Source organism: Granulibacter bethesdensis, from assembly GCF_001889525.1.
GTDB classification, from domain to species: Bacteria; Pseudomonadota; Alphaproteobacteria; order Acetobacterales; family Acetobacteraceae; genus Granulibacter; species Granulibacter bethesdensis_C.
The window spans coordinates 2,281,941-2,305,567 of record NZ_CP018192.1 but is presented as its reverse complement, the minus strand read 5'-3'; the positions used below and the strand labels follow the sequence as shown (position 1 = coordinate 2,305,567).

The following is a 23,627-nucleotide window of genomic DNA, read 5'->3' as shown; positions in this document are numbered from 1 at the left end:
CGCTATAAGGCGGCATGTTTACTGGTGATCTTTCCGGCCCTGCGATGCGCCGCCGTGCATGGGCTGACAGCCTGTTCGTCGATCATGCCGTTTTCAGGCTCGTCTGGGATAACTGGGCCGAGGTTCTGCCCGGCCTTTACCGCTCCAACCACCCTACGCCCGGTCGTTTGGCCGCGGCCGTCAGGCGGCATGGTATTCGCACTCTGATCAATCTGCGTGGCCACCGGCAATGCGGCTCTGACGCGCTGTCGCGCGATGCGGCCCAATGGCTGGGGATGGCCCATGTCGATATGGCGTTCGAAAGCCGGGGTGCACCGCATAGGGACCGCATCCTGCGCTTTGCCTCCATCCTGCAGCAGATCGAATATCCTGTCCTGATGCACTGTAAATCGGGGGCAGACCGGGCTGGTCTGGCATCGGGACTGGCTATTGTTCTGGCCGGTGGTACTGCGGCGCAGGCCTTGCGGCAGCTGTCATGGCGGTTCGGGCATTTCAACCGCTCCCGCACCGGGATTCTGGATGCATTCTTTGTTCGATATGCAAGGGAGGCAGAGGGAAAACAGAATTTTCTGGATTGGGTAAAGCACGATTACGACGAGGTCGCACTCAAGCGGGATTTCGTTGCAGGCGGATTATCCAGTTTCATTACGGATACGGTGCTCCGTCGGGAATGATCGGTGAGGATCATCCTTATCCGACGCACTGAATAATGAAATGGCAGCACACAAGACTTGCCAGTCCTGGTGGGGGAAGTACCAAAATTATGGCCTGGAATACAGATGCGCAGGAACGCAAACGCAGGTTGAAGTCGATTCTCGGTGGTTCTGCCGGGAATCTCGTCGAATGGTATGATTGGTATGCCTATTCGGCTTTCACGGTTTATTTCGCCAAATCTTTTTTCCCCTCGGAAGACCATACTGCCCAGCTTTTGAGCGCGGCGGCGATTTTCGCGGTTGGTTTTCTGATGCGCCCGATCGGTGCATGGATCATGGGAACCTATACGGATCGGCATGGCCGCAAGGCAGGTCTGGCATTGTCAGTGACGCTGATGTGCCTCGGCTCGCTGATCATTGCGGTAGCCCCTTCCTATCATCAGATCGGTCTGGCCGCGCCCGGCCTGCTGGTATTGGCGCGCCTGATTCAGGGCGTCAGCGTCGGTGGGGAATACGGTGCCAGCGCCACCTATCTCAGTGAGATGGCCGGGCGGGATCACAGGGGATTTTACACCAGCTTTCAATACGTCACGCTGGTGGGTGGCCAGTTGACCGCGTTGGCGGTGCAACTGCTTCTGCAGGCGTTCATGAGTGAGCAGACGCTGGAGCAATGGGGCTGGCGTATTCCATTTGCCATTGGTGGCGTGCTGGCACTGGCAGTCTATTACATACGGCGCGGACTGGCGGAGACGGAAGCTTTCACCAAAGCACACCGGGATCAGACTGAGCCTCGCCGTTCCAGCGGGCTGGCGCTGTTCCATTTCTATCCCAAACAGGCCTTCATGGTGATGGCGCTGACGGCGGGTGGCACGGTCGCTTTCTATACCTATACGATTTATCTGCAGAAATTTCTGGTCAATTCTGCTGGTTTCAGCCGTCCGGAAAGTACGCGCATCACGGCTCTGGCCCTGTTCATCTATATGCTGTTACAGCCTTTGTACGGTGCGTTGTCCGACCGGATCGGCCGCAAGCCGCTGATGATCGGGTTCGGTCTGCTTGGAAGTGCATTCACCATTCCGATTTTCAGCGCCCTTGCCACCACCGATGATATGCTGCCCGCGTTTCTGTTGTCGTTGGCGGCATTGCTGATCGTGTCTGGCTATACCTCCATCAATGCGCTGGTGAAGGCGGAGCTGTTTCCCGCGCATATCCGAGCTCTGGGTGTGGCGCTGCCTTATGCGCTGGCCAATACGATCTTTGGCGGCACCGCAGAATATGTCGCGCTCTGGTTCAAGAAGAACGGCCATGAGCCTTATTTCTTCTGGTATGTGACCATGATGATCATGCTGTCATTGGTCGTTTACATCATGATGCCGGAGACAAAGCGTCAGAGCATGATTCAGGAAGACTGACGCCTGTTGCTGAACAGGGCCGGGCTTTGTCTGATAGCCCGCCCTGTGACAATGCAGATTATCAGGCGGCTCTGGTCAGCCGTTTGACCAGCGCAGAGAAACGGTGGCGACGAAGTTCATAGCGTGCCGCCTTATCGTCGGCCATATAGTTCAACTGCACCACATAGCGTCGTCCCACGAACTGGCGGTGTCCGTGCCATGTGGTAGGGCCGTTGGGGAAAACCAGCAGTGTGCCATTCACGGGCGGAACCTCGACGGCATAGTTCTCGATATCATCCGGGCTACGCAGCAGACGCAGGCAGCCTTCCTGTTTGGCCCAGGCTTCCGTTTCGGGGTTCAGATACAGCAAAATCGTCACGCGCTTGGCGACACTGTCGCAGTGGATGCGTCCGTCTTTTTCCCGAGACCAGCCGCGCAGTGTGACCATGGTTGCGGCATCTTCCAGATCGAGGGAAAATTTCCGTGCGATCGCGGCCTTCAGACGGGGGCCGGAAAGTTCTGCGAAAAGGTCTTTGCCAATCGGTCCCAACCGCAGGGCTTCGGCGGGAAAAGACCCCCCTTTTTCCAGCAGCGGTAGTTCCGGAATTAATCGGGAGAGAACAGGGCCGGGCACAAAATTCCGGACCAGCACGTGGTTGAACGGGTCTGATGAAACAGGGGTCTCATCCAGTGCGGCGTAGTTCAGATCCATGATGCTTTGCTCTGCTCCCAACCCTGACCCGCCTACCGGGCAGGAAACGTGGCGGAGACATTAAAGTCGGCCCCCGTTTTCTTGGCGGTATTCCTAGCATGCCGGCGGTATCGGGAAATCCTCCCTTGCGCTCCGGTCAGGTCCGCAGGAGACGCTTGGGTTTGTCGAGGCTCATGGTGGAAAGCGGCTGCGCATCCAACACCGGTCGCATGCAGGCATGGTTTATAAAAGCGACTGCTTCCGGTGTGGCCTGTTGAGGATTGGTCCCCCCATCAGATCTGATGCAGGGACTGCGATAGGGCCATGCAGTGGAGAAACCCATGTGAACGGATAATTCCAGCGGAGTCCCCGCCTGTGCAGAAGGCGCAAGGGAGGCTATCAGCACGCCTGTCAGCAGAAGGTGTTTCATCGCTTGTCTCCGGGAGGTCCGGTGATGCAATTCTGCAACGTCAACGGATAAAGCGATGATCGGCTGCCTTGATCACGCTTTGTTGATCAAAAGGAGCCGTCCATGACCGGTGATGATTTAAGCCGTGGCCCGCTGGCCGCCTATCGCGCCCGCGCTCAGGCCGGGATCATTACGCCTGATCAGGGGCAACTGGGGGTGGCGGAGAAATTGCAAGTCTTATGGCAGGCGCTGCAAGGTTATGAGCCATCACCCGCCCCCGCCCGGAAAGGCTGGCTGGGCCGTCTGCTGGGTGCTCAGACGCAGGACACAGAACCGCCACGTGGCGTATACATGGTGGGGGATGTCGGGCGGGGCAAATCCATGTTGATGGATCTGTTCCACGGTGCAGTTGGGTTGACGCGCAAGAAACGCGTGCATTTTCATCGTTTTATGCAGGATGCCCATGCCCGCGTGCATCGTTGGCGCATGGAAAATCCGGGTGGCGCTGATCCAATCCCGCCTTTGGCAGACAGCATCGCCGCCGAGAGTATTCTGCTGTGCTTCGATGAGTTTCAGGTAAACGATATTGCCGACGCCATGCTGCTGGGCCGTCTGTTTGAGGCGCTTTTTGCCCGCGGCGTGGTGATTGTGGCGACATCGAATACGGAGCCTGACAATCTGTTTGCGGGCAAGCCGGGACGCGATGCCTTCCTGCCCTTCATCGCTCTGATCCGGCAGAAGCTGGATCTGGTCACGCTGAACGGGGCGCGTGACTGGCGGCGGGATCGGCTGCGCGTCACGCCGCGCTGGCATGTCCCTGCCGATGCACGGGCCGATGCCGCGCTGGACCGCGCCTTTGCGGAACTGAGTGATGGGGTACCGGCGGCCCCTGTCTTCCTATCGGTATCCGGGCGGACGCTGACCATTCCGTTGGCTGCCAACGGGGTGGCAAGGGCCGATTTCGACCATCTGTGTAATACCAATCTTGGACCAGGCGATTATCTGGCCATCGCTACGCATTTTGAAGTGTTGGTGCTGGATGGTGTGCCACGTCTTTCCCCGGACAATCATGATGCGGCCAGGCGTTTCATCACGTTGATCGACGCGCTGTATGATCACCGGGTCAAACTGATTGCCTCTGCTGCGGACCAGCCGGATGCGCTGTATCAGGCCGGGGAGGGGGCTGAGGCTTTCCGTCGTACGGCCTCCAGGCTGGAAGAAATGCAAAGCGAGGATTATGTCGAGAGCGCTTGCATTCCCTGATCATAAATTTTTTTTATGGGTCAGTATGAAGCCTTTATCAAAACGAGGGTCTGGCATAAACGGAGCGGGTAGCCGGATTTCTTGCCGCAATGCGGCAAAACAGGATACCCAGCTTGTGCCGGACGGCTCCCGGGCGGTTGTCTGGCATAGCGGCACAAGACGGGCCGTTTTCCATTGCCCTCGGAAGGACACCCTATGGCTCGCAACAAAATTGCCTTGATCGGTGCCGGTCATATTGGCGGAACGCTGGCCCATCTGATTGGTCTCAAGGAATTGGGCGATGTTGTGCTGTTCGACGTTTTCGGTGGTGTCGCCGCCGGAAAGGCGTTGGACATCATGCAGTCCGCCCCGGTGGACGGATTTGACAGCACCATGGTTGGCGGCTCCGAGTATGCCGCGATTGCCGGGGCTGATGTCGTGATTGTAACCGCTGGTTTCCCGCGTATGCCGGGCATGTCCCGCGACGATCTGGTCGCAAAAAATGCGGAAGTGATTGCTCAGGTGGCCGAGGGTATCCGGACGCATGCCCCCGATGCGTTCGTGATTGTCATCACCAATCCACTCGATGCGATGGTCTGGGTGATGCAGCAGAAGAGCGGCCTGCCCCCGCACAAGGTGGTGGGTATGGCTGGTGTCCTCGACAGCGCCCGTTTCCGTCTGTTCCTGGCGCATGAATTCAATGTTTCGGTCGAGGATGTGACGGCCTTCGTGCTTGGCGGCCATGGCGATACGATGGTACCGCTGATTCGTTACTCTACCGTTGCTGGTATTCCAGTGCCGGATCTGATCCGCATGGGATGGACCACGCAGGAAAAAATCGACGCCATCGTCAGCCGCACGGCCAATGGTGGCGGCGAGATCGTCAAGCTGCTGGAAAAAGGCAGTGCTTTCTATGCGCCTGCGGCCTCTGCCATCGCGATGACGGAAGCCTATCTGAAGGACAAGAAGCGGGTGATGCCCTGCGCCGCGCATCTATCCGGCCAGTATGGCATTGACGGTCTGTATGTCGGCGTGCCCGTGGTCATCGGCGCTGGCGGGGTGGAGCGTGTGGTTGAAATTTCCCTGAATGAACAGGAGCAGGCTGCCTTCGACAAATCCTGTGATTCAGTGAAGGAGCTGATTGCAGCCTCCCGGAAACTGATCGGCTGATCAGGGTTTCGCAATCCGCATTGCCGGAAGGCAATGACATGCGGCAAGCATGTTATCCTCCTGTTATGAAAGACGGCCCTCCTCCGGATTGAATCCGGATGGGGCCGTTCCTGTTTTCCGGATAGGCAGCTGCATCTGTGAACATTCATGAATACCAGGCCAAGGAACTCCTGAAGGAGTTTGGCATCCCGGTGCTGGAAGGCCATGTGGCCTGGACCCCGGACGAGGCAAGAGAAGCAGCACGGCGGCTGCCGGGACCACGCTATGTGGTCAAGGCACAGATCCATGCGGGCGGGCGCGGGGCTGGGCATTTTCTGCACAGCCAGTCCGGGCGCGGCGGGGTGCGCGTGGCTGCCTCGGTCGAGGAAGCGGGCGAGCATGCGGCAGCGATGCTCGGCCAGATTCTGGTGACGAAGCAGACCGGCGCTGCCGGGCGGCGCGTCCATCGTGTCTATATCGAGGCAGGTTGCGAGATCGAGCGGGAGCTGTACCTCTCCTTGCTGGTCGACCGCGATACATCCCGCGTCACCATCGTCGCTTCAGCCGAGGGCGGCATGGATATCGAGGAGGTTGCCGCCTCGCGACCGGAGCGGATCGTGCGGGTAACGGTCGATCCCGCGATGGGTCTGTCCGAATTTCATGCAAGGCGGATTGCGTTCCGGCTGGGCTTGAGCGGGGTGCAACTGGCCTCGTTCGGTCGGCTGGTGAAGGCGCTTTACAAGGCCTATATCGCGCTCGACTGCGCAGTGGTTGAAATCAACCCGCTGGTCGTCACCAAAAGCGGGGAAATGCTGGCGCTGGATGCCAAGGTGATTTTCGACGACAACGCCCTCTATCGCCACCCGGAACTGGAACGCCTGCGCGATCCGGCAGAGGAAGACCCGAAAGAGCTGGAAGCCGCACGCCACAAGCTGAGCTACATCGCGCTGGATGGCACGATCGGCTGCATGGTCAATGGAGCCGGTCTGGCCATGGCGACGATGGATATCATCCGGCTGTACGGCGCAAAGCCCGCGAATTTCCTTGATGTCGGCGGCGGAGCGACCAAGGAGCGTGTGGCGGCGGCCTTCAAGATCATTCTGGCCGATCCGAATGTCGAAGGCATCCTGATCAATATTTTCGGCGGCATCATGCGTTGCGACGTGATTGCGGAAGGCGTGGTCGCCGCGGCGCGAGAGGTCAGCCTGTCCGTACCGCTGGTGGTGCGTCTGGAAGGCACCAATGTCGAGCAGGGAAGGGCAATCCTGAACCAGTCCGGCCTCTCGATTGTGGCGGCGGATGATCTGGACGATGCCGCACGCAAGATTGTCGCGGCTGTGGCGGAGGCAGGCTGATGTCCATTCTCATTGGATCGCATACACGCCTGCTGGTGCAGGGGCTGACCGGTGCGCAGGGCACGTTTCACACGGAACAGGCCATTGCCTACGGCACTCAGGTCGTGGGGGGGGTGACGCCGGGCAAAGGCGGCTCCCGCCATCTCGATCTGCCGGTGTTCGACACGGTGATGGAGGCGCGGGAGCGTACCGGGGCTGATGCCTCGGTGATCTATGTGCCGCCACCGCATGCGGCGGATGCCATTCTGGAGGCCATTGATGCGGGCATGCCTCTGGTCGTCTGCATTACCGAGGGTATTCCGGTGCTGGATATGGTGCGCGTGCGCCGTGCACTGGAGGGCACGCATACGCGGCTGATCGGCCCCAACTGCCCGGGTGTTATTACGCCGGGAGCATGTAAGATCGGCATCATGCCGGGCCATATCCACAAGCGTGGTCGCATCGGCATCGTCAGCCGTTCCGGGACGTTGACCTATGAGGCGGTGGCGCAGACAACGGCGGCGGGGCTGGGTCAGAGCACCTGTGTCGGTATTGGCGGTGATCCGGTCAAGGGAACGGATTTTATCGAGGTGCTGGAGATGTTCCTCAAAGACCCGGAGACCGATGCCATCGTCATGATCGGTGAAATCGGCGGTCAGAGCGAAATTCACGCGGCCGAGTATCTGATCGCCAGTGGTGCGGATAAGCCGGTGGTCGGCTTTATCGCCGGCAGTAGTGCTCCCCCTGGTCGACGCATGGGTCATGCCGGGGCGGTGATCAGCGGCGGCCGGGATACGGCGGAGGCAAAGTATAACGCCTTGCGCGCGGCAGGCGTGCATATAGCGCAAAGTCCCTCAACCCTGGGGGGGACAATGCTGAAAGCCTTGAAGCGATAGGGATTTTTTTGCGGCGCAGTGATCCATCACCGCGCCGCATGCGTATTGGACAATGCTGTCCTTTCTCTGCGCCTGAACGACGCCGGATAAATGTCATCATATAAATTGATTGAGTCATAAGCCGATCAGGGGGATCGGTTTGTTGAAATGGAAAGAGTGATCCATGGCTGGCGTGGATGTGTTGGCTTCTGCCTTCAGCGGCGCAAATGCAGCTTTCATTGCGGATATGTATGCGCGATGGGCCTCTGATCCCGGTTCTGTTGATGCAAGCTTTGCACGCCTGTTCGAAGCCCTGGGTGATGAGGAACGGGCTGTTCTGGCCGAGACGGAGGGTGCTTCATGGGCGCCTCGCCCACACAAGGTTGCCTCGGTCTATGAAGGCAGTGTTGCGGCAGAGTCTGTAACGGAAGCATCCACCAGCACGATTACGGAAGAATCTCCGCGCGACAGCGTGCGGGCTGCCACGCTGGACAGTATACGCGCCCTGATGATGATCCGCGCCTATCGTGTGCGCGGCCATCTGGAGGCGAGACTTGATCCGCTGGGGTTACAGGTTCCTGCTCCTCACCCGGAACTCGATCCACGCAGCTATGGTTTTACCGAAACCGATCTTGATCACCCGGTCTTCATCGACGGCCTGCTGGGGCGTGAAACTGCGACCGTGCGGGAAATTGTCGACACCCTGCGCCGCTCCTATTGCGGCCCGATTGGCGTCGAGTTCATGCATATTCAGGATCCGCGCCAGAAAAGCTGGATCCAGCGCAGGATGGAGGGAGGATACTGGCGCCGCACCATTACCGATCAGGATCGCCGCACTCTGTTGCAGCAATTGACGGAAGCGGAGGGTTTTGAGGTCTTCTGTCAGAAAAAATATGTCGGCACCAAGCGGTTTGGTCTGGAAGGTGGTGAGTCAATGATTCCCGCCCTGCATGCGATCATTGCCAATGCCGCTGCCCAGGGTGTGAATGAAATCGCGATCGGGATGCCGCATCGCGGCCGGTTGAATACGCTCGTCAACATTGTGCGCAAACCTTACACGCAGGTGTTCAGCGAATTTGCAGGCGCAGCCTCGAAACCTGACGACGTACAGGGATCTGGAGATGTGAAATATCATCTCGGGACGTCTGCCGATATCGAGAGCGCTGGTCACACGGTTCATCTGTCCTTGCAGCCCAACCCCTCCCATCTGGAAGCCGTTGATCCGGTAGTCGTCGGCAAGGTGCGTGCCCGGCAGGATATGGCGGGGGATACCAGGCAGCGGCGTTCGGTGATGGGCATCCTGATGCATGGCGATGCCGCCTTTGCCGGTCAGGGACTGGTCTATGAGACTTTGGCGATGAGCCAGCTCATAGGCTACCGTACGGGTGGCACGGTGCATGTGGTGGTCAATAACCAGATTGGATTTACCACTGTCCCGGCGCATGCCTATTCCGGACTTTATTGTACCGATGTAGCGAAAGCCATTCAGTCACCGATACTGCACGTCAATGCAGATGATCCGGAGGCGGTTGCTTTCTGTGCCCGTATGGTCACGGATTTCCGGATGGAATTCGGTGTCGATACCGTGCTGGATATCGTCTGTTATCGCCGCCACGGGCATAACGAAACCGACGAGCCTGCCTTCACACAGCCGCTGATGTATAATGCCATCCGCGCCCGCAAAACCACCCGTACTCTGTATGCGGAAGCCCTGGCGGAGCGGGGTGTCGTTTCTGCCGATGAAGGTCGTCGGATGTGGGATTCTTTTAACGATACTCTGGAACAGGCTTTCAGCACCGCGAAATCCTATGTGCCCAACAAGGCGGACTGGCTGGAAGGCCACTGGGCCGGCATGCAGCAGGATGTCGCGAAAGATGATCGCGTTGATGAAGCAACCGCCCTGCCGCATGAAACCCTGGAACTGGTCGGCGATGCGTTGAGCCATATCCCTGAAGGCTTTGCAGTCAATCCGAAAATTGCCCGTCAACTCGAAGCAAAACAGAAAATGATCGAGAGCGGCGAGGGGATCGACTGGGCCACCGGGGAGGCACTCGCCTTTGGGTCCTTGCTGCTGGAAGGGCACCGGGTTCGTCTTTCAGGCGAGGACTGCCAGCGTGGCACGTTCAGCCATCGTCACGCCGTTTTGATCGATCAGGAAAACCAGAACGAATATGTGCCGCTGAACAATATCGCCCCGCAGCAGGCACGGATCGAGATCTATAATTCGCTGCTTTCGGAAGCCGGCGTGCTGGGCTTCGAATATGGCTATACCCTTGCCGATCCACGCACGCTGGTGTTGTGGGAAGCGCAGTTTGGTGATTTCGCCAACGGTGCGCAGGTCATCATCGATCAGTTCCTGGCCAGTGGCGAGACGAAATGGCTGCGCATGTCGGGTCTCACCCTGTTGTTGCCGCATGGTATGGAAGGGCAGGGACCGGAACATTCCTCGGCCCGTCTGGAGCGTTATCTTCAGCTCTGTGCAGAGCGGAACATGGCGGTGTGTAATCTGACGACCCCGGCGAATTACTTCCACGCTCTACGCCGCCAGTTGAAGCGGAATTTCCGCAAGCCGCTGGTGATCATGACGCCGAAATCACTTCTGCGGCATAAGCTGGCGGTCTCCAGCCTGTCGGAGATGACCGGCGATACGGCGTTCCAGACTGTGATTCCTGAAATCGATACGCTGGTCGCGCCGGAGAAAATGCGCCGTGTGGTGATGTGCTCTGGCAAAGTCTATTACGATCTGCTGGCCCAGCGTCGTGAAGCCGGGATTGACGACATTGCCATCATCCGTCTGGAGCAGCTTTATCCATTCCCTAAAAACAGTCTCTCCCGCGTCATGAGTCGCTACAGCAATGCGGACGTGATCTGGTGTCAGGAAGAAGCCGCCAATAACGGTGCCTGGACTTTTGTCGATCGCAAGATCGAGGCCGTGTTGACCACCCTGGGTGGCAAGGCGACCCGTCCCTCTTATGTTGGACGGGCCGAGGCCGCCAGCCCTGCGACCGGACTCGCCAAGGTGCATCAGGCTCAGCAGGACAGGCTGGTGCGTGAGGCGCTGGGGCTGATCTCCTGACGATGATGAAAGCCTGATGACGGGTAAAAAACTTTATCCGTCATCGGCGCTGCCGCTTTTTTCCTATGATGTGATCGGCTATCCGGATTAACCGACACGCGTCCTGCAACGCGCCCCTTAACGCGCCCCTTGGGGGCGATGCTGCCGCACCCGTTTTTGACAAGGATCAGACAGGCATGCCGACGGATATCAAGGTTCCTTCTCTTGGCGAAAGCGTCACCACAGCGGTTGTCGCAAAATGGCTGAAAAAAGCCGGAGACGCCGTGGCCGCCGATGAAGCGGTTGTGGAGCTGGAAACCGACAAGGTCACGGTCGAGGTGAATGCGCCTGCCGCTGGTGTGCTGTCGGCCCAGTTCGCGGCAGAGGGGGAGGAGGTATCGGTGGGTGCCGTGTTGGGTGAGCTGGGTGCAGAGGGGGATGCGGTGGGGGGTGCTGCCTCCCGCCCGGCACCGTCTGTTCCCGCTCCAGCACAGGAAGAACCGGCGAAGACGGAGGCTGCGGCCAATCCGAAAAGCGGTATCAATCCGCCGCCACGCCCGTCCGGCCCCGTTTCTCGCCCGGCGACGCCCCCCGCTGATATTGCTGCGCACCCGCCTGCGGTCAGCGATCCCAGCATCCGTGAAAACGGCCCTGCTCCCTTGCCTGCGGCGCAGAAGATGTTGACGGAAAACCGTGTCGATGCCTCTGCGCTGGGTTCTGGCAGCGGCAAGGATGGACGTATCACCAAGGGAGATGTGCTGGATTTCCTCAGCCGTCCTGCAACGGCGGCACCGTCCGCTCCGGTTTCAGCCCGGCATGCCCCGGTGGTGGCCGAGGATGCGGCGCGTGAGGAGCGGGTGAAAATGACACGCCTGCGCCGCACGATCGCTCAGCGGCTGAAGGAAGCGCAGAACACGGCGGCAATGCTGACCACCTTCAATGAGGTGGATATGTCGGCGGTGATCGCGCTGCGCAAGGAATACAAGGATCTTTTCGAGAAGAAGCATTCCGGTGTGCGGCTGGGCTTCATGTCTTTCTTCGTGCGTGCCTGTGTCAGCGCGCTGAAGGAATTTCCGGCCGTCAACGCGGAGATTGACGGTGATGAGGTCGTCTACAAGAACTTTGTTCATATGGGCATTGCGGTAGGCGGCTCCAACGGTCTCGTTGTGCCGGTGCTGCGGGATGCGGATCGTCTGGATTTCGCTCAGATTGAGCAGCGTGTTGCCGATTTCGGCAAGCGTGCCCGGGATGGGGCGTTGAAACTGGACGAGCTGACCGGCGGTACGTTCAGCATCACGAACGGGGGCGTGTATGGCTCCCTGATGTCCACGCCGATTCTGAATCCGCCTCAATCCGGTATTCTCGGCATGCACAAGATTCAGGAGCGCCCTGTGGTCGTCGATGGAAAAATCGAGATCCGGCCGATGATGTATCTGGCGCTGTCCTATGATCACCGGATCGTTGATGGCAAGGAGGCGGTCAGCTTCCTCGTCCGGGTCAAGGAAGGGATTGAGGATCCACGCCGTCTGCTGCTGGGTCTGTAGGATTGTTGTGACATGAGCGATGCATTCGATCTGATCGTCATCGGCGCTGGTCCGGGTGGCTATGTCTGTGCGGTGCGTGCGGCGCAGCTTGGGCTGAAAGTGGCCTGTGTTGAAAAGCGCGAGACGCTGGGCGGTACATGTCTGAATATCGGCTGTATTCCGTCCAAGGCGCTGTTGCAGTCGAGCGAGAATTATCATGCCCTGCTGCATCAGTTCGCGGAGCATGGCATTCAGGCGAAAGACGTCGCCCTTGATCTGGATCGGATGCAGGCACGGAAGGCAGAAGTTGTCTCCGCCAATGTGAAGGGCATCGAGTTCCTGTTCCGCAAGAACGGGGTCACCTGGCTGAAAGGGGCCGCCCGTATCAGCGCGCCTGGCAAGGTCGAGGTCGGCGGCCAGAGCTATGAGGGCCGCCATATCGTGATCGCCACCGGCAGTGAGAGCGTGCCACTGCCTGGGGTTCCGGTGGATGAGGTGAGGATTGTTACCTCGACCGGCGCGCTGGCCTTGCCATCGGTGCCGAAGCATCTGGTGGTGATTGGCGGTGGTGTGATCGGTCTTGAACTCGGCAGCGTCTGGCGCAGGCTGGGGGCTGAGGTCACGGTGATCGAGTATCTCGACCGCATCGTGCCGGGTATGGATCAGGAAGTTGCCAAAGCCTTCCAGCGGATTCTGGAAAAGCAGGGTCTGGCCTTCCGCCTCGGCACCAAAGTGACCGGTGCGCAGGTGGATGAGGGTGGCGTGACCCTGTCACTGGAACCGGCCAAGGGGGGTGAAGCGGATACGCTGCATGCCGATATCGTGCTGGTGGCGATCGGGCGTCGGCCTTATCTGGACGGGCTGGGGCTGGATGAAATCGGCGTCGCGTGTGATGAGCGTGGCCGGGTACGGACGGATGCGCATTTTGCCACCAATATTGATGGTCTCTACGCCATCGGCGATGCCATTGCCGGACCAATGCTGGCGCACAAGGCCGAGGATGAAGGTGTGGCGCTGGCGGAAATGCTTGCCGGACAGGCCGGGCATGTCAATTACGATGTGATTCCTGCCGTTGTTTATACATGGCCGGAAGTGGCCTCGCTTGGCAGGACCGAGGAAGAGCTGAAAGCCGCAGGAATTGACTATAAAGTCGGTAAATTTCCCTTCACCGCGAATGGTCGTGCCCGCGCGATGGGCGATACGGACGGGTTTGTCAAAATCCTCGCTGATGCCAGAACGGATCGTCTCTTGGGTGCGCATATTCTGGGGCCTGATGCCGGCACGCTGATCGCCGAGCTGGCAACAGCCATGGAGTTCGGCGCCAGCAGTGAAGATGTCGCCCGTATCTGCCATGCTCATCCCAGCCTGAGTGAAGCGGTTAAGGAAGCGGCTCTGGCGGTTGATGGTCGTGCTATTCATATCTGATTTTTTCTGATCAGATCATAAAGAGTCACAAAATGCTCCTGCCGCTTGCGCTGACGATGGGAGACCCGGCCGGGATCGGCCCGGAGATTACGCAGACGGCATGGCAGCGCCTGCGTCAGACCGGCCCTGTTTTCTATGTGATCAGCGATCCCGCTTTGTTTGGCATGCAGAATCTGCACGTGATTGAAAAACCCGCTGATGCGGCAGGCTGTTTTGCCTATGCATTGCCGGTTCTGCCATTATCGCTTTCTGCCTCTGTCGTGTCGGGACATCCTGATCAGGCCAATGCTCCGGCAGTGATTGCCTCTATTGAGCAGGCGGTACAGCATGTGCAGGCCGGGCAGGCGGCGGCCGTGGTCACGAATCCGATCAGCAAGGCGGTGCTGTATGGCAGCGGTTTTGCTTTTCCCGGTCATACCGAGTTTCTGGGCGCACTGACCGGAGGCACGCCGGTGATGATGCTGGCATCCCCTCTGCTGCGCGTGGTTCCTGTCACTGTGCATGTTTCGCTGCGGCGGGCGCTGGACATGCTGACGACCGATCTGATCGTGCAGACCGCCCGGATTACCATTGATGATCTCAAGAGCCGTTTTGGCCTGACCTACCCCCGTCTGGCGATAGCCGGTCTTAATCCTCATGCGGGAGAAGGCGGGGCGATGGGCGAAGAAGAGCAGACGATCATTGCGCCTGCCATGGAGTGTCTGCGCCAGGAAGGCCATACAATCCTCGGGCCTTATCCGCCGGATACGATGTTCACCGATACTGCGCGCCAGAATTATGATGCGGCTCTCTGCATGTATCACGATCAGGCCCTGATTCCGCTCAAGACGCTGGATATGCGCCATGGGGTGAATGTCACGCTGGGCCTGCCGATCATTCGTACCTCGCCGGATCACGGCACGGCATTCGATATTGCCGGGCGTGGCATCGCCGAGGCAGACAGCCTGATGGCTGCTCTGCATCTGGCGGCGGAGATGGCGACGGGTTCGTAGCAGGATGTTATAAACGCTGCTTCATCCCGGCTGATCGTTACGGAGAGAACACGCGATGCCCGATACAGCCCCTGGCTCCCATTCTTTGCGCCTTGGCGTCAATATCGATCACGTGGCCACGATCCGTAACGCGCGCGGCGGTACAGAGCCAGACCCGGTCCGTGCCGCACTGTTGGCACTGGAGGCCGGGGCAGACGGGATCACCATGCATCTGCGGGAAGATCGCCGTCATATCCGTGATGCCGATCTGACACAGGTGATGGCGGCGATCCGTGCTCCGCTCAATCTGGAAATGGCTGCGACGGAGGAGATGGTCGGCATTGCCCGTCACCTGCGTCCCCATGCCTGCTGTCTGGTGCCGGAGCGGCGTGAGGAAGTGACGACAGAAGGCGGACTGGATGCAGCCGGTCACATCGTCTCGTTGATGCCGAAAATCGCTGCGTTGCGTGAGGCCGGCATCCGTGTGTCACTGTTCATTGATCCGGATCCGCGGCAGCTTCGTGCTGCGGTGGCGCTGGGTGCGCCGGTTGTGGAACTGCATACCGGGGCTTATGCGTTGGAGGCAGATGCATCCCATGAGCTGTCACGTTTACAGCAAGCTGCATCAATGGCGCGTGATCTCGGGCTCGAATGTCATGCCGGTCACGGCCTGACGGTCGCCAATGTCACGCCGGTCGCACAACTTCCGGGGGTGAAGGAGTTGAATATCGGTCACTCTCTGATTGCTGAAGCCGTGTTTGTCGGTCTGGGGCAGGCCATCCGTGATATGCGTCTGGCGATGGATCGTGCCATTGCTGCATGAGTAATCGCGAGCAGGTCAGTGCTTTGGTTGTTTTTCAGGAAGGAGCAAGTTGATATGACGACTTTGACGTCTTTTCTACGCAAGAGAGCACATCTGTACCCTGTTGCGGCATTGCTTCCTGTTGTTCTGGCGGCCCAGCCCGCTCTGGCGGATAAAAAGCCGCCGCAGGTGATGGCGACCGGGCGCTGTACCATGGTGATGACGCCTGATCAGGCCTCGACCTCCGTGACTGTTGCTGCCTCCGGCAGTGATGTGAATGCCGTGTTGGGGGATGCGACCAAGCGGTTCAATGCGTTTCTGGAGGCCGTGAAGGCCTTGAATCTGCCGGATGTAAAACTCAGTGGCGGCGGGGTCTCTGTTGCGCCGGAATATGATTATGATCACGGCAAGCGCATTTTGCGTGATTACCGTGCGCAGGGTGCGCTGCATATTGTGACCACGAGTATCGCCCGTCTGGCGGAGGTTGCTCCTTTGGCCGCTAAAAACGGGATTGATGAGGTCGGGGCAATTGATCCCGGCATTTCCGACACGACATGGCAGGCCGCGATCATGGAATGTCTGCCCAAGGCGGCTGCTGATGCAAAGGAACGGGCGGCAGCAATGGCTTCTGGTGTCGGTATGACGATCGGGGCGCCGCTGATGATCAGTGATCACCTCATCAGCACTCCCTCCCATGCGCCCATGCCCATGATGCGGGCTATGGCAACGGCTCCGGATGCTACGGCCCATGTTCCGGTGACTGAACTGCGCAAGGTGCTGGCTGTGTCCGCTTCGTTTGCCCTTGTCGATCCGCATGATAAATCGGGTGAAGGCAGCAAAGAAGGCAGCAAACAGGATGATGACTGATCAGAATAGCAGTCAGAGTTCCTGAAGAAGGCTTATCCGGCCCGCGGATGCGCTTTCTGCCAGACGGCCAGTAGCTGGGCCTGATCCACTTGGGTGTAGCGCTGAGTAGTGGACAGGCTGGCGTGGCCCAGCAGATCCTGAATGGCACGTAAATCTGCCCCGGCCGCCAGAAGATGTGTTGCAAAGCTGTGCCGCAGGGCATGCGGGGTCGCGTGCTCCGGCAGGTTATACAGGGTGCGGAATAGCCGCAGCGTTCTCTGCGCAACGCCTGGATTGAGCCGTGCGCCCCGTACACCGACAAAAAGCGGAGCGGAGGCTTCCGGGACAGGATGAAACCGCAGCCAGTCGGACAGGGATGTTCGGACGGCGGGGATCACCGGCACCATTCGCTCTCGGCCGCCTTTTCCAACAATGCGGAGTGTGTCGCGTTGGCTGTCCCCCACCCTCAGGCCCAGCGCCTCGCCCAGACGTAAGCCGCAGCCATAGAGAAGGGCGAACAGCGCGGTATCCCGCGCCTGTGTGAACGGGGTGTCGCTGGCCTCCCCGATGTCACGGGCTGCCGCCAATGCCTGGGCCTGATCAAGCGCCCGAGGTAAAGGAGGTTTGGCTTTCGGAGTGCGCAGCAGGGGCAGTGCGCTGTTCTCAAGGGCGTGGCGCTGGCGCAGAAAGTGGAAAAAACTGCGGATGGAGGCCAGATGCCGTGCTCTGGTCGCGTTTCCGGCTCCGTTAGCGGCCTCTGCAGCCAGCCAGGCCCGGAAATCAGACAGCTCCAGCCGACCAAGCATTGCCATATCTGGCTCGGCTCCTTGATGCGTCGCCAGAAAGCCCAAAAATGCGGCGACATCATCACCGTAGGCGCGGCAGGTGAGGGAGGCTGCGCGCTTTTCATCCCGCAGCCAGTCGATCCAGTCGTGTCTGGCCTGCTCTGCCATCATTGCCAATGCTGATCCGTCTGAACGGCACTATCCCGATCCAAAGCGGCGGCAGTGGCCTCAGCAAGAAAGCGTAGCGCCTGACGAGCATTGGGGGCGGTCAGGTCCTCCCTGTTCCGCGCCGCCAGTACCATCAGCCAGGGGGATGCTGATGATGTGCGAGGCAGAAGCAGCAGCGCATCCTGTCGGATCAGGGGGGCTGTCTCCTGATGCAGCGCCAGGTCGGGGATTGTCAGGCTGCGGATATGGACATCCTTATCCCCCAGCAGGGCACTCATGGCGGAGCGGGTCATTGGCTCAACCCCTGCCCGTTCGCAGACCATGGGAGTCAGAAGGGTGGAAAAAGTCGGATAATACAGGTGGGTATATTCAATCCCCAGCAGGCTGGGCAGTTCCTGAAGAATACAGTCCATGGCATCGGATGCTCGCAGCAGAGCCAGTACCGAGCGTTGGATACGTGTTGTCAGACAGGCAGAGGCACGGCTTGCTTGAAGGATATCGCGGGCTGCATTGCAGGCGACCTCACAACGGACACGCTCGGCATCAATACGCGCCTGCATGTGATCGGCGAGCGTATCCCCATGCACCCGTCGTGGCGGTGACAGGCTGGCGTACAGGTCCGGGCGCGCCGCCAGCCAGTCGGGATGAGCACGAAGAAAAGCATCGATGCGATCAGAATCCATTGGCTTTCGCTACGAAAGGAGGATCGGATGGCTCTGCCATCCCTCAGTATGCGCTATCAGCCGATAAACTGTCTCTGCAAACAGATAACACCAATATATTCAGCGTTGTCACGCCGTGCGATGGTGCAGGATGAGCAGTGCCGACCGGAAGAGACGTTTACAGGTCATGTTGCCCTATCCATTTCCGGGCCCGTTTGATTATGCGGTCCCGCCGGATCTGGCGCCGCAGCCGGGTGATATCGTGTTGGTGCCGCTGAATCGGCGGGAAGAAGTGGGCGTTGTCTGGGATGAGGCAACCGCTGGCACTGCCAGGCATGTTCCTGATCATCGCCTGAAGCCATTGCTGGCGGTGCTGGACGCGCCGCCTTTGCCTGCCCCCCTGCGTCGTTTCATTGATTGGGTCGCAGGCTATACGCTGTCTCCCCCCGGTGAGGTGATGGCGATGGCGCTGAGGGTCAACGCGCTGCATCCGGAACGGGCCGTCACAGGGTTGCAACGGGCAGCCTCCCCGCCGGAGGGGATCAGGCTGACCGAGGCGAGACGGCAGGTGATGGCCTTGCTTGCGGATGGCGCGCCCATGACGTCCCAGACCGTGCGGGAGCACTTGCCGGAGATCAGCAGTGCCGTGCTGAGGAGCATGGTCTCTCTGGGTTTGCTGGAACAGGTGCCGATGGCCCGGCCGACCCGCTATAATATGCCTGACCCTGCCTTCACAGTGCCCGATCTATCGGCGGATCAGACCGAGGTTGCGGAGTCTTTGCGGGAAGCGGTCAGGGCGCATGCTTTCTCGGTGACGTTGCTGGAGGGAGTGACCGGCTCCGGCAAGACCGAGGTTTATCTGGAAGCCATTGCCGAGGCTCTCACCTGCGGTCGCCAGACCCTGATTCTGCTGCCGGAAATAGCGCTTTCCACCCAGTGGCTGGACCGTTTCCGTCGCCGTTTCGGTGTGGAGCCTGCCATCTGGCATTCCGATCTCAGCAGCCTGACGCGCCGTCAGTGCTGGCGGGCAGTGGCATGCGGAGAGGCGAAGGTGGTGGTCGGGGCGCGCTCCGCACTGTTTCTGCCCTTCTCCGATCTGGGGCTGGTGGTGGTGGATGAGGAGCATGAGACCGCTTTCAAGCAGGAGGATGGAATCATCTATCATGCGCGGGACATGGCGGTGGTGCGGGCGCGGTTCGAGCAGGCTGCCTCTCTGCTGGTCTCGGCAACGCCGAGTCTGGAGACTCTGGCGAATGTCGAGTCGGGGCGCTATCGCCGCCTGAGCCTGCGGGCGCGGCATGGGGTGGCGCGGCTGCCTTCGGTCACGGCAATCGATCTGCGCTCCCATCCGCCGGAGCGCAATCATTTCCTGTCCCCTCCACTGGTGACGGCGATCAGGCAGGCGTTTGCGCGGGGGGAGCAGGCCATGCTGTTTCTGAACCGGCGCGGTTACGCCCCCCTGACTCTCTGCCGGGCCTGCGGTACGCGGATGCAGTGCCCGCATTGCACGGCATGGCTGGTGGAACACCGTCTGCGCCGTCAGCTCATCTGTCATCATTGCGGGCATGAGGAGCCGGTGCCTCTATCCTGCCCATCCTGCGGCGCGGAACATGCTCTGACCGCAATCGGTCCCGGTGTGGAACGAATCACTGAGGAAGCCGCCACGTTATTTCCGGAGGCAAGGGTGCTGGTTATGGCCAGTGACACTTTGCCTGGGCCAGCCGCAGCGGCCAAGGCAGCCGGACGGGTGGTGGCGCGGGAGGTTGATCTGCTGATCGGTACGCAGATTGTCGCGAAAGGTTGGAATTTTCCCTATCTGACCTGTGTCGGTGTGGTGGATGCCGATCTCGGGCTTGGGGGCGGTGATCTGCGTGCCTCGGAACGCACCGTCCAGTTGCTGCATCAGGTCGCCGGTCGGGCCGGACGGGCAGAGGCGCCCGGGCATGTTTTTCTGCAAAGCTGGAATCCGGATCATCCGGCCATTCAGGCGCTTCTCAACAATGATTTCGCAGCGTTCATGGAGGGAGAATCGGAGATTCGGCGCGTAGGGTACTGGCCACCCCATGGCAGGCTGGCGGCCCTGATCGTCAGTGCCGACGATGCGGCCACAGCCGACCGGCTCGCGCTGGACATTGCGCGCAATGCACCGAATGGTGACGGGATATGGGTACTGGGGCCAGCTCCGGCGCCGCTTGCCGTGCTGCGCGGGCGTCATCGTCGCCGTCTGCTGCTGCGGACCCGTCGGACTATTGCGGTCCAACCTATCCTGCGCCGTTGGCTTCAGGAAATGACTGTGCCCCGCGGAGCACGCATTGAAATTGATGTCGATCCCGTGTCGTTTCTGTAACGGGTTATAAAGACTGACTTTTTTCTTTTTGGCCCGGGTGCGGTGACAAAATTTAGGGCATGGCAGGGCATTTTTCGGTCGTAAAACCGTCATTCAGAGCACGATCATTCCGGTCATGTCTGTTGCACGGGTGTTATCTGCATGCTAGACGGCCACCGCCGGAGCCGGGAGGTTGGGTCCGGTTCCAGAGGAACACCAGCGAGAAAGCGAGACCGTGGCCTCGAATGGCGCAAATGAAAGCGGCGCGGCCGTAACCGGCACCCCGCAGCGGGAAGCGAAGCATGTGTCCGGCACCGCTGTGTCCGGCTTGGCGAAGCGTTATGCCTCCGCACTTTATTCTTATGCCGGGGACAGCGGCGATCTGGATGGCGTTATCGCCCGGATCGAGGCCCTTGGGCGGCTGATCGACGAAAGCGCCGATCTGCGCAGCCTGCTCGGCAGTCCTCTTGTCGATGTCAACCGTGCTCGGGATGCCGTTCTGGCCGTGCTCGACCGGCAGGGTTTTACCCGCATCGAACGCAATTTTGTCGGTACGGTGGCCAATAACCGCCGCCTCGGCTCACTGCGCTCCATCATCAGTGCCTTCGCGGTGCTGGTGGCAGAGAAGCGTGGTGAGGCCGTGGCCGTGGTCGAATCGGCCCATGAACTGACCGAGGTGCAGGAGCATCAGCTCCGCGCCAGCCTGATCGAAGCCGGTTACGGCAATGTGCGCATCGAAAAGCACGTGGACCCCAGCCTTCTGGGTGGTCTGGTCGTGCGGATCGGTACGCGCCTGTATGACACAAGCCTGAAATCCCGGCTGCAGCGCCTGCAGTACGCCATGAAGGGAGCCGCCTGATGGACATCCGTCCTGCCGAGATCTCGGAAATCCTTAAATCTCAGATTGCTTCCTTCGATAGCGAAGCGAATGTGGCCGAAGCGGGCCAGGTGCTGAGCGTCGGCGATGGTATCGCCCGCGTCTATGGCCTGCAGAACGTGATGGCCGGTGAGCTGGTGGAATTCCCCTCCGCCGGGTTGAAGGGCATGGCCCTGAACCTGGAAAATGACAATGTCGGCGTCGTGATCTTCGGCGATGACCGCCAGATCCGCGAAGGCGACACCGTCGCCCGTACCCGCGAAATCGTGGACGTGCCGGTCGGTCGTGGTCTGCTGGGCCGCGTGGTTGACGCGCTGGGCAATCCCATCGACGGTAAGGGTCCGCTGACGGATGTGACCCGCACCCGCGTCGAGGTGAAGGCCCCGGGCATCATTCCCCGCAAATCGGTGCATGAGCCGATGCAGACCGGCCTGAAGTCGGTTGACGCGCTTATCCCCATCGGACGTGGCCAGCGCGAACTGGTGATCGGTGACCGCCAGACCGGCAAGACCACCGTCATTCTCGACACCTTTATCAATCAGAAGCCGATCAACCAAGGCACGGATGAGAGCAAGAAGCTCTACTGCATCTATGTTGCGGTTGGTCAGAAGCGTTCCACCGTCGCGCAGATCGTGCGCACACTGGAAGAGCAGGGCGCGATGGAATACTCCATCGTCGTCGCCGCCACCGCTTCCGATCCGGCTCCGATGCAGTTCCTGGCCCCGTATACCGGCTGCGCCATGGGTGAATTCTTCCGCGACAACGCGATGCATGCCGTGATCGCTTATGACGATCTGTCCAAGCAGGCTGTCGCGTATCGCCAGATGTCCCTGCTGCTGCGTCGTCCGCCGGGACGTGAAGCCTATCCGGGTGACGTGTTCTACCTGCATTCACGTCTGCTGGAACGTGCCGCGAAGATGAACGATGCGCATGGCGCGGGTTCTCTGACGGCCCTGCCGGTGATCGAGACACAGGCCGGTGACGTGTCCGCCTACATCCCGACCAACGTGATCTCCATCACCGACGGTCAGATCTTCCTTGAGACCGAACTGTTCTTCAAGGGCATCCGCCCGGCGGTGAATGTCGGTCTGTCCGTCTCCCGCGTCGGGTCTTCGGCCCAGATCAAGGCGATGAAGCAGGTTGCCGGCTCCATCAAGCTGGAACTGGCCCAGTATCGCGAAATGGCGGCGTTCGCCCAGTTTGCTTCCGATCTTGATGCCTCCACCCAGAAGCTTCTGGCCCGTGGCGCCCGTCTGACCGAGCTGCTGAAGCAGCCGCAATTCACACCGTATCCGGTGGAATTGCAGGTCGCCGTGATCTTCGCCGGTGTGAAGGGCTATCTCGACACCATTCCGACCGACAAGGTCGTGGAGTTTGAGCGCCGTCTGGTGGCTGAGCTGCGTGGTGCGCAGAAGGACATTCTGGACGCCATCCGCAACGACCGTGAAGTCAAGAGCGAAACCGAGGCGAAGCTGCGCAGCTTCCTCGAAGGCTTCGTCAAAAACTTCACCGTCTGATCGAAGGGAAGCCCAGGACATGGCGAGCCTGAAGGCGCTTCGGGGACGGATCACCAGCGTCAAATCGACGCAAAAGATCACCAGCGCCATGAAAATGGTGGCCGCGTCCAAGCTGCGACGTGCTCAGCAGGCAGCAGAGGCCGCGCGCCCCTATGCCGAGCTGATGCAGCGCATGCTGGCGGCGCTGGCCGATAACGTGGCGGGCAGCCCTTCTGCCCCACGCATTCTGGTTGGAACCGGTCAGGACAAGGTCCACCTGCTGGTGGTCATTTCTGCTGACCGTGGTCTGGCCGGTGCGTTCAACACCAATGTGGGCCGGGCTGCTCGCACGCTGGCCAACAGGCTGGAATCCGAAGGCAAGACGGTGAAAATTCTTACCGTCGGCCGCAAGGCGCGTGACTATTTGCGTCGCGATCTGGAAACCCGTCTGCTGCCGGAAACCTCGCTGGCGGGGAAGAAGGTGCTCGCTTTTGCGGATGCGCTGGCACTCTCTCAGCAGATTACGGCGCGGTTGGATGCGGGTGAATTCGATGTCTGCACGCTGGTCTATAATCACTTCAACTCCGTGATCAGCCAGACTCCCGGCGAAACACAGCTTATTCCGGCGCAGGTACCGCAGGCGGCTCAGGCTGATGCAGGTGCATCCAGCCACGGTGCCAAGGCGGTGTATGAGTTCGAGCCGGACGAAGAAACCCTGCTGGCCAAGCTGCTGCCGCAGAATTTGGCCATTCAGATCTATCGTGCGATTCTGGAAAGCGCTGCGGGTGAACATGCGGCGCGGATGACAGCGATGGATAATGCCACCCGTAATGCCGGTGACATGATCAAGCGCCTGTCGCTGACCTATAACCGCACGCGCCAAGCCAATATTACACGTGAACTGATCGAGATCATCTCCGGCGCCGAAGCGCTGTAGCCGATCCGCG

The 23,627-nt window shown here is 60.0% G+C and carries 20 protein-coding genes; 16 read left to right on the top strand and 4 right to left on the bottom strand.

Going from position 1 to position 23,627, the window contains the following annotated elements; translation table 11 throughout:
* Positions 1–14 precede the first annotated feature (14 nt).
* Entirely contained in the window at positions 15–674 is a 660-nt protein-coding gene (locus GbCGDNIH6_RS10335; protein ID WP_072563818.1) for a fused DSP-PTPase phosphatase/NAD kinase-like protein, read from the top strand.
* A gap of 89 nt (positions 675–763) precedes the next feature.
* Entirely contained in the window at positions 764–2,065 is a 1,302-nt protein-coding gene (locus GbCGDNIH6_RS10330) for an MFS transporter (protein WP_072563817.1), read from the top strand.
* 61 nt (positions 2,066–2,126) lie between these two features.
* Here GbCGDNIH6_RS10330 and GbCGDNIH6_RS10325 read toward each other — a convergent pair whose 3' ends face one another.
* Both GbCGDNIH6_RS10325 and GbCGDNIH6_RS10320 read right to left on the bottom strand, forming a co-directional pair.
* Positions 2,127–2,756 (bottom strand): 2OG-Fe(II) oxygenase family protein, encoded by a 630-nt coding sequence (locus tag GbCGDNIH6_RS10325; protein WP_072563816.1) that lies wholly within the window; start codon positions 2,754–2,756, stop codon positions 2,127–2,129.
* A gap of 136 nt (positions 2,757–2,892) precedes the next feature.
* Positions 2,893–3,165 carry a hypothetical protein gene (locus GbCGDNIH6_RS10320; RefSeq protein ID WP_072563815.1) on the bottom strand — a complete coding sequence of 91 codons (273 nt, stop codon included), beginning with the start codon at positions 3,163–3,165 and terminating at the stop codon, positions 2,893–2,895.
* A 102-nt stretch (positions 3,166–3,267) separates the two neighbouring features.
* Between GbCGDNIH6_RS10320 and zapE the strand changes: the two genes are divergently transcribed.
* From zapE to GbCGDNIH6_RS10270, 10 genes are all read left to right on the top strand, one after another.
* The gene (gene zapE, locus GbCGDNIH6_RS10315) at positions 3,268–4,407 is read left to right on the top strand and encodes a cell division protein ZapE (protein WP_072563814.1); all 1,140 of its coding nucleotides are present in this window, start codon (positions 3,268–3,270) and stop codon (positions 4,405–4,407) included.
* Between the two features lie 195 nt (positions 4,408–4,602).
* Complete coding sequence (gene mdh / locus GbCGDNIH6_RS10310; protein WP_072563813.1) at positions 4,603–5,556, top strand: malate dehydrogenase; 954 nt, start codon at positions 4,603–4,605, stop codon at positions 5,554–5,556.
* 137 nt (positions 5,557–5,693) lie between these two features.
* Positions 5,694–6,890, top strand: coding sequence for an ADP-forming succinate--CoA ligase subunit beta (gene sucC / locus GbCGDNIH6_RS10305; RefSeq protein WP_072563812.1), 1,197 nt, complete (start codon positions 5,694–5,696; stop codon positions 6,888–6,890).
* Positions 6,890–7,765, top strand: coding sequence for a succinate--CoA ligase subunit alpha (gene sucD, locus GbCGDNIH6_RS10300; RefSeq protein ID WP_072563811.1), 876 nt, complete (start codon positions 6,890–6,892; stop codon positions 7,763–7,765). The genes sucC and sucD overlap by 1 nt, the downstream gene beginning before the upstream one ends.
* A gap of 163 nt (positions 7,766–7,928) precedes the next feature.
* Positions 7,929–10,820, top strand: a complete 2,892-nt coding sequence (locus GbCGDNIH6_RS10295) for a 2-oxoglutarate dehydrogenase E1 component (RefSeq protein ID WP_072563810.1) — start codon at positions 7,929–7,931, stop codon at positions 10,818–10,820.
* Between the two features lie 176 nt (positions 10,821–10,996).
* Positions 10,997–12,343, top strand: coding sequence for a 2-oxoglutarate dehydrogenase complex dihydrolipoyllysine-residue succinyltransferase (odhB, locus tag GbCGDNIH6_RS10290; protein ID WP_072563809.1), 1,347 nt, complete (start codon positions 10,997–10,999; stop codon positions 12,341–12,343).
* 12 nt (positions 12,344–12,355) lie between these two features.
* Complete coding sequence (gene lpdA, locus GbCGDNIH6_RS10285) at positions 12,356–13,747, top strand: dihydrolipoyl dehydrogenase (protein ID WP_072563808.1); 1,392 nt, start codon at positions 12,356–12,358, stop codon at positions 13,745–13,747.
* 32 nt (positions 13,748–13,779) lie between these two features.
* Positions 13,780–14,739 carry a 4-hydroxythreonine-4-phosphate dehydrogenase PdxA gene (gene pdxA, locus GbCGDNIH6_RS10280; protein ID WP_072563807.1) on the top strand — a complete coding sequence of 320 codons (960 nt, stop codon included), beginning with the start codon at positions 13,780–13,782 and terminating at the stop codon, positions 14,737–14,739.
* A gap of 55 nt (positions 14,740–14,794) precedes the next feature.
* On the top strand, positions 14,795–15,541 hold the full coding sequence (locus tag GbCGDNIH6_RS10275; protein ID WP_072563806.1) for a pyridoxine 5'-phosphate synthase: 747 nt from the start codon (positions 14,795–14,797) through the stop codon (positions 15,539–15,541).
* 54 nt (positions 15,542–15,595) lie between these two features.
* Positions 15,596–16,387 carry an SIMPL domain-containing protein gene (locus GbCGDNIH6_RS10270; protein ID WP_072563805.1) on the top strand — a complete coding sequence of 264 codons (792 nt, stop codon included), beginning with the start codon at positions 15,596–15,598 and terminating at the stop codon, positions 16,385–16,387.
* A 32-nt stretch (positions 16,388–16,419) separates the two neighbouring features.
* Here the strand turns inward: GbCGDNIH6_RS10270 and GbCGDNIH6_RS10265 are convergent, their stop codons facing one another.
* Both GbCGDNIH6_RS10265 and GbCGDNIH6_RS10260 read right to left on the bottom strand, forming a co-directional pair.
* Positions 16,420–17,322, bottom strand: a complete 903-nt coding sequence (locus tag GbCGDNIH6_RS10265; RefSeq protein WP_025287378.1) for a tyrosine recombinase XerC — start codon at positions 17,320–17,322, stop codon at positions 16,420–16,422.
* Positions 17,319–18,002 carry a hypothetical protein gene (locus tag GbCGDNIH6_RS10260; protein WP_025287377.1) on the bottom strand — a complete coding sequence of 228 codons (684 nt, stop codon included), beginning with the start codon at positions 18,000–18,002 and terminating at the stop codon, positions 17,319–17,321. The genes GbCGDNIH6_RS10265 and GbCGDNIH6_RS10260 overlap by 4 nt, the downstream gene beginning before the upstream one ends.
* A gap of 130 nt (positions 18,003–18,132) precedes the next feature.
* Here GbCGDNIH6_RS10260 and GbCGDNIH6_RS10255 point away from each other — a divergent pair, with 130 nt between their 5' ends.
* The 4 genes from GbCGDNIH6_RS10255 (at position 18,133) to GbCGDNIH6_RS12280 (ending at position 23,617) form a co-directional block, all read left to right on the top strand.
* Positions 18,133–20,328, top strand: a complete 2,196-nt coding sequence (locus tag GbCGDNIH6_RS10255) for a primosomal protein N' (RefSeq protein ID WP_072563804.1) — start codon at positions 18,133–18,135, stop codon at positions 20,326–20,328.
* 214 nt (positions 20,329–20,542) lie between these two features.
* Positions 20,543–21,166, top strand: coding sequence for a F0F1 ATP synthase subunit delta (locus GbCGDNIH6_RS10250; protein WP_408606550.1), 624 nt, complete (start codon positions 20,543–20,545; stop codon positions 21,164–21,166).
* A complete protein-coding gene (gene atpA, locus GbCGDNIH6_RS10245; RefSeq protein WP_072563803.1) occupies positions 21,166–22,701 on the top strand; it encodes a F0F1 ATP synthase subunit alpha in 1,536 nt (511 codons plus the stop codon). Before GbCGDNIH6_RS10250 ends, atpA begins: the two co-directional genes overlap by 1 nt.
* Positions 22,702–22,720: 19 nt before the next feature.
* Positions 22,721–23,617 carry a F0F1 ATP synthase subunit gamma gene (locus GbCGDNIH6_RS12280; protein ID WP_095413413.1) on the top strand — a complete coding sequence of 299 codons (897 nt, stop codon included), beginning with the start codon at positions 22,721–22,723 and terminating at the stop codon, positions 23,615–23,617.
* Positions 23,618–23,627: the final 10 nt, after the last annotated feature.

Excerpts from the sequence above, each read along its gene's own strand:
- GbCGDNIH6_RS10335 (WP_072563818.1), top strand. The coding sequence starts at position 15 with ATGTTTACTGGTGATCTTTCCGGCCCTGCGATGCGCCGCCGTGCATGG.
- GbCGDNIH6_RS10330 (WP_072563817.1), top strand. The coding sequence starts at position 764 with ATGGCCTGGAATACAGATGCGCAGGAACGCAAACGCAGGTTGAAGTCG.
- GbCGDNIH6_RS10325 (WP_072563816.1), bottom strand. The coding sequence starts at position 2,756 with ATGGATCTGAACTACGCCGCACTGGATGAGACCCCTGTTTCATCAGAC.
- GbCGDNIH6_RS10320 (WP_072563815.1), bottom strand. The coding sequence starts at position 3,165 with ATGAAACACCTTCTGCTGACAGGCGTGCTGATAGCCTCCCTTGCGCCT.
- zapE (WP_072563814.1), top strand. The coding sequence starts at position 3,268 with ATGACCGGTGATGATTTAAGCCGTGGCCCGCTGGCCGCCTATCGCGCC.
- mdh (WP_072563813.1), top strand. The coding sequence starts at position 4,603 with ATGGCTCGCAACAAAATTGCCTTGATCGGTGCCGGTCATATTGGCGGA.
- sucD (WP_072563811.1), top strand. The coding sequence starts at position 6,890 with ATGTCCATTCTCATTGGATCGCATACACGCCTGCTGGTGCAGGGGCTG.
- GbCGDNIH6_RS10295 (WP_072563810.1), top strand. The coding sequence starts at position 7,929 with ATGGCTGGCGTGGATGTGTTGGCTTCTGCCTTCAGCGGCGCAAATGCA.
- odhB (WP_072563809.1), top strand. The coding sequence starts at position 10,997 with ATGCCGACGGATATCAAGGTTCCTTCTCTTGGCGAAAGCGTCACCACA.
- lpdA (WP_072563808.1), top strand. The coding sequence starts at position 12,356 with ATGAGCGATGCATTCGATCTGATCGTCATCGGCGCTGGTCCGGGTGGC.
- pdxA (WP_072563807.1), top strand. The coding sequence starts at position 13,780 with ATGCTCCTGCCGCTTGCGCTGACGATGGGAGACCCGGCCGGGATCGGC.
- GbCGDNIH6_RS10275 (WP_072563806.1), top strand. The coding sequence starts at position 14,795 with ATGCCCGATACAGCCCCTGGCTCCCATTCTTTGCGCCTTGGCGTCAAT.
- GbCGDNIH6_RS10270 (WP_072563805.1), top strand. The coding sequence starts at position 15,596 with ATGACGACTTTGACGTCTTTTCTACGCAAGAGAGCACATCTGTACCCT.
- GbCGDNIH6_RS10265 (WP_025287378.1), bottom strand. The coding sequence starts at position 17,322 with ATGATGGCAGAGCAGGCCAGACACGACTGGATCGACTGGCTGCGGGAT.
- GbCGDNIH6_RS10260 (WP_025287377.1), bottom strand. The coding sequence starts at position 18,002 with ATGGATTCTGATCGCATCGATGCTTTTCTTCGTGCTCATCCCGACTGG.
- GbCGDNIH6_RS10255 (WP_072563804.1), top strand. The coding sequence starts at position 18,133 with ATGAGCAGTGCCGACCGGAAGAGACGTTTACAGGTCATGTTGCCCTAT.
- atpA (WP_072563803.1), top strand. The coding sequence starts at position 21,166 with ATGGACATCCGTCCTGCCGAGATCTCGGAAATCCTTAAATCTCAGATT.
- GbCGDNIH6_RS12280 (WP_095413413.1), top strand. The coding sequence starts at position 22,721 with ATGGCGAGCCTGAAGGCGCTTCGGGGACGGATCACCAGCGTCAAATCG.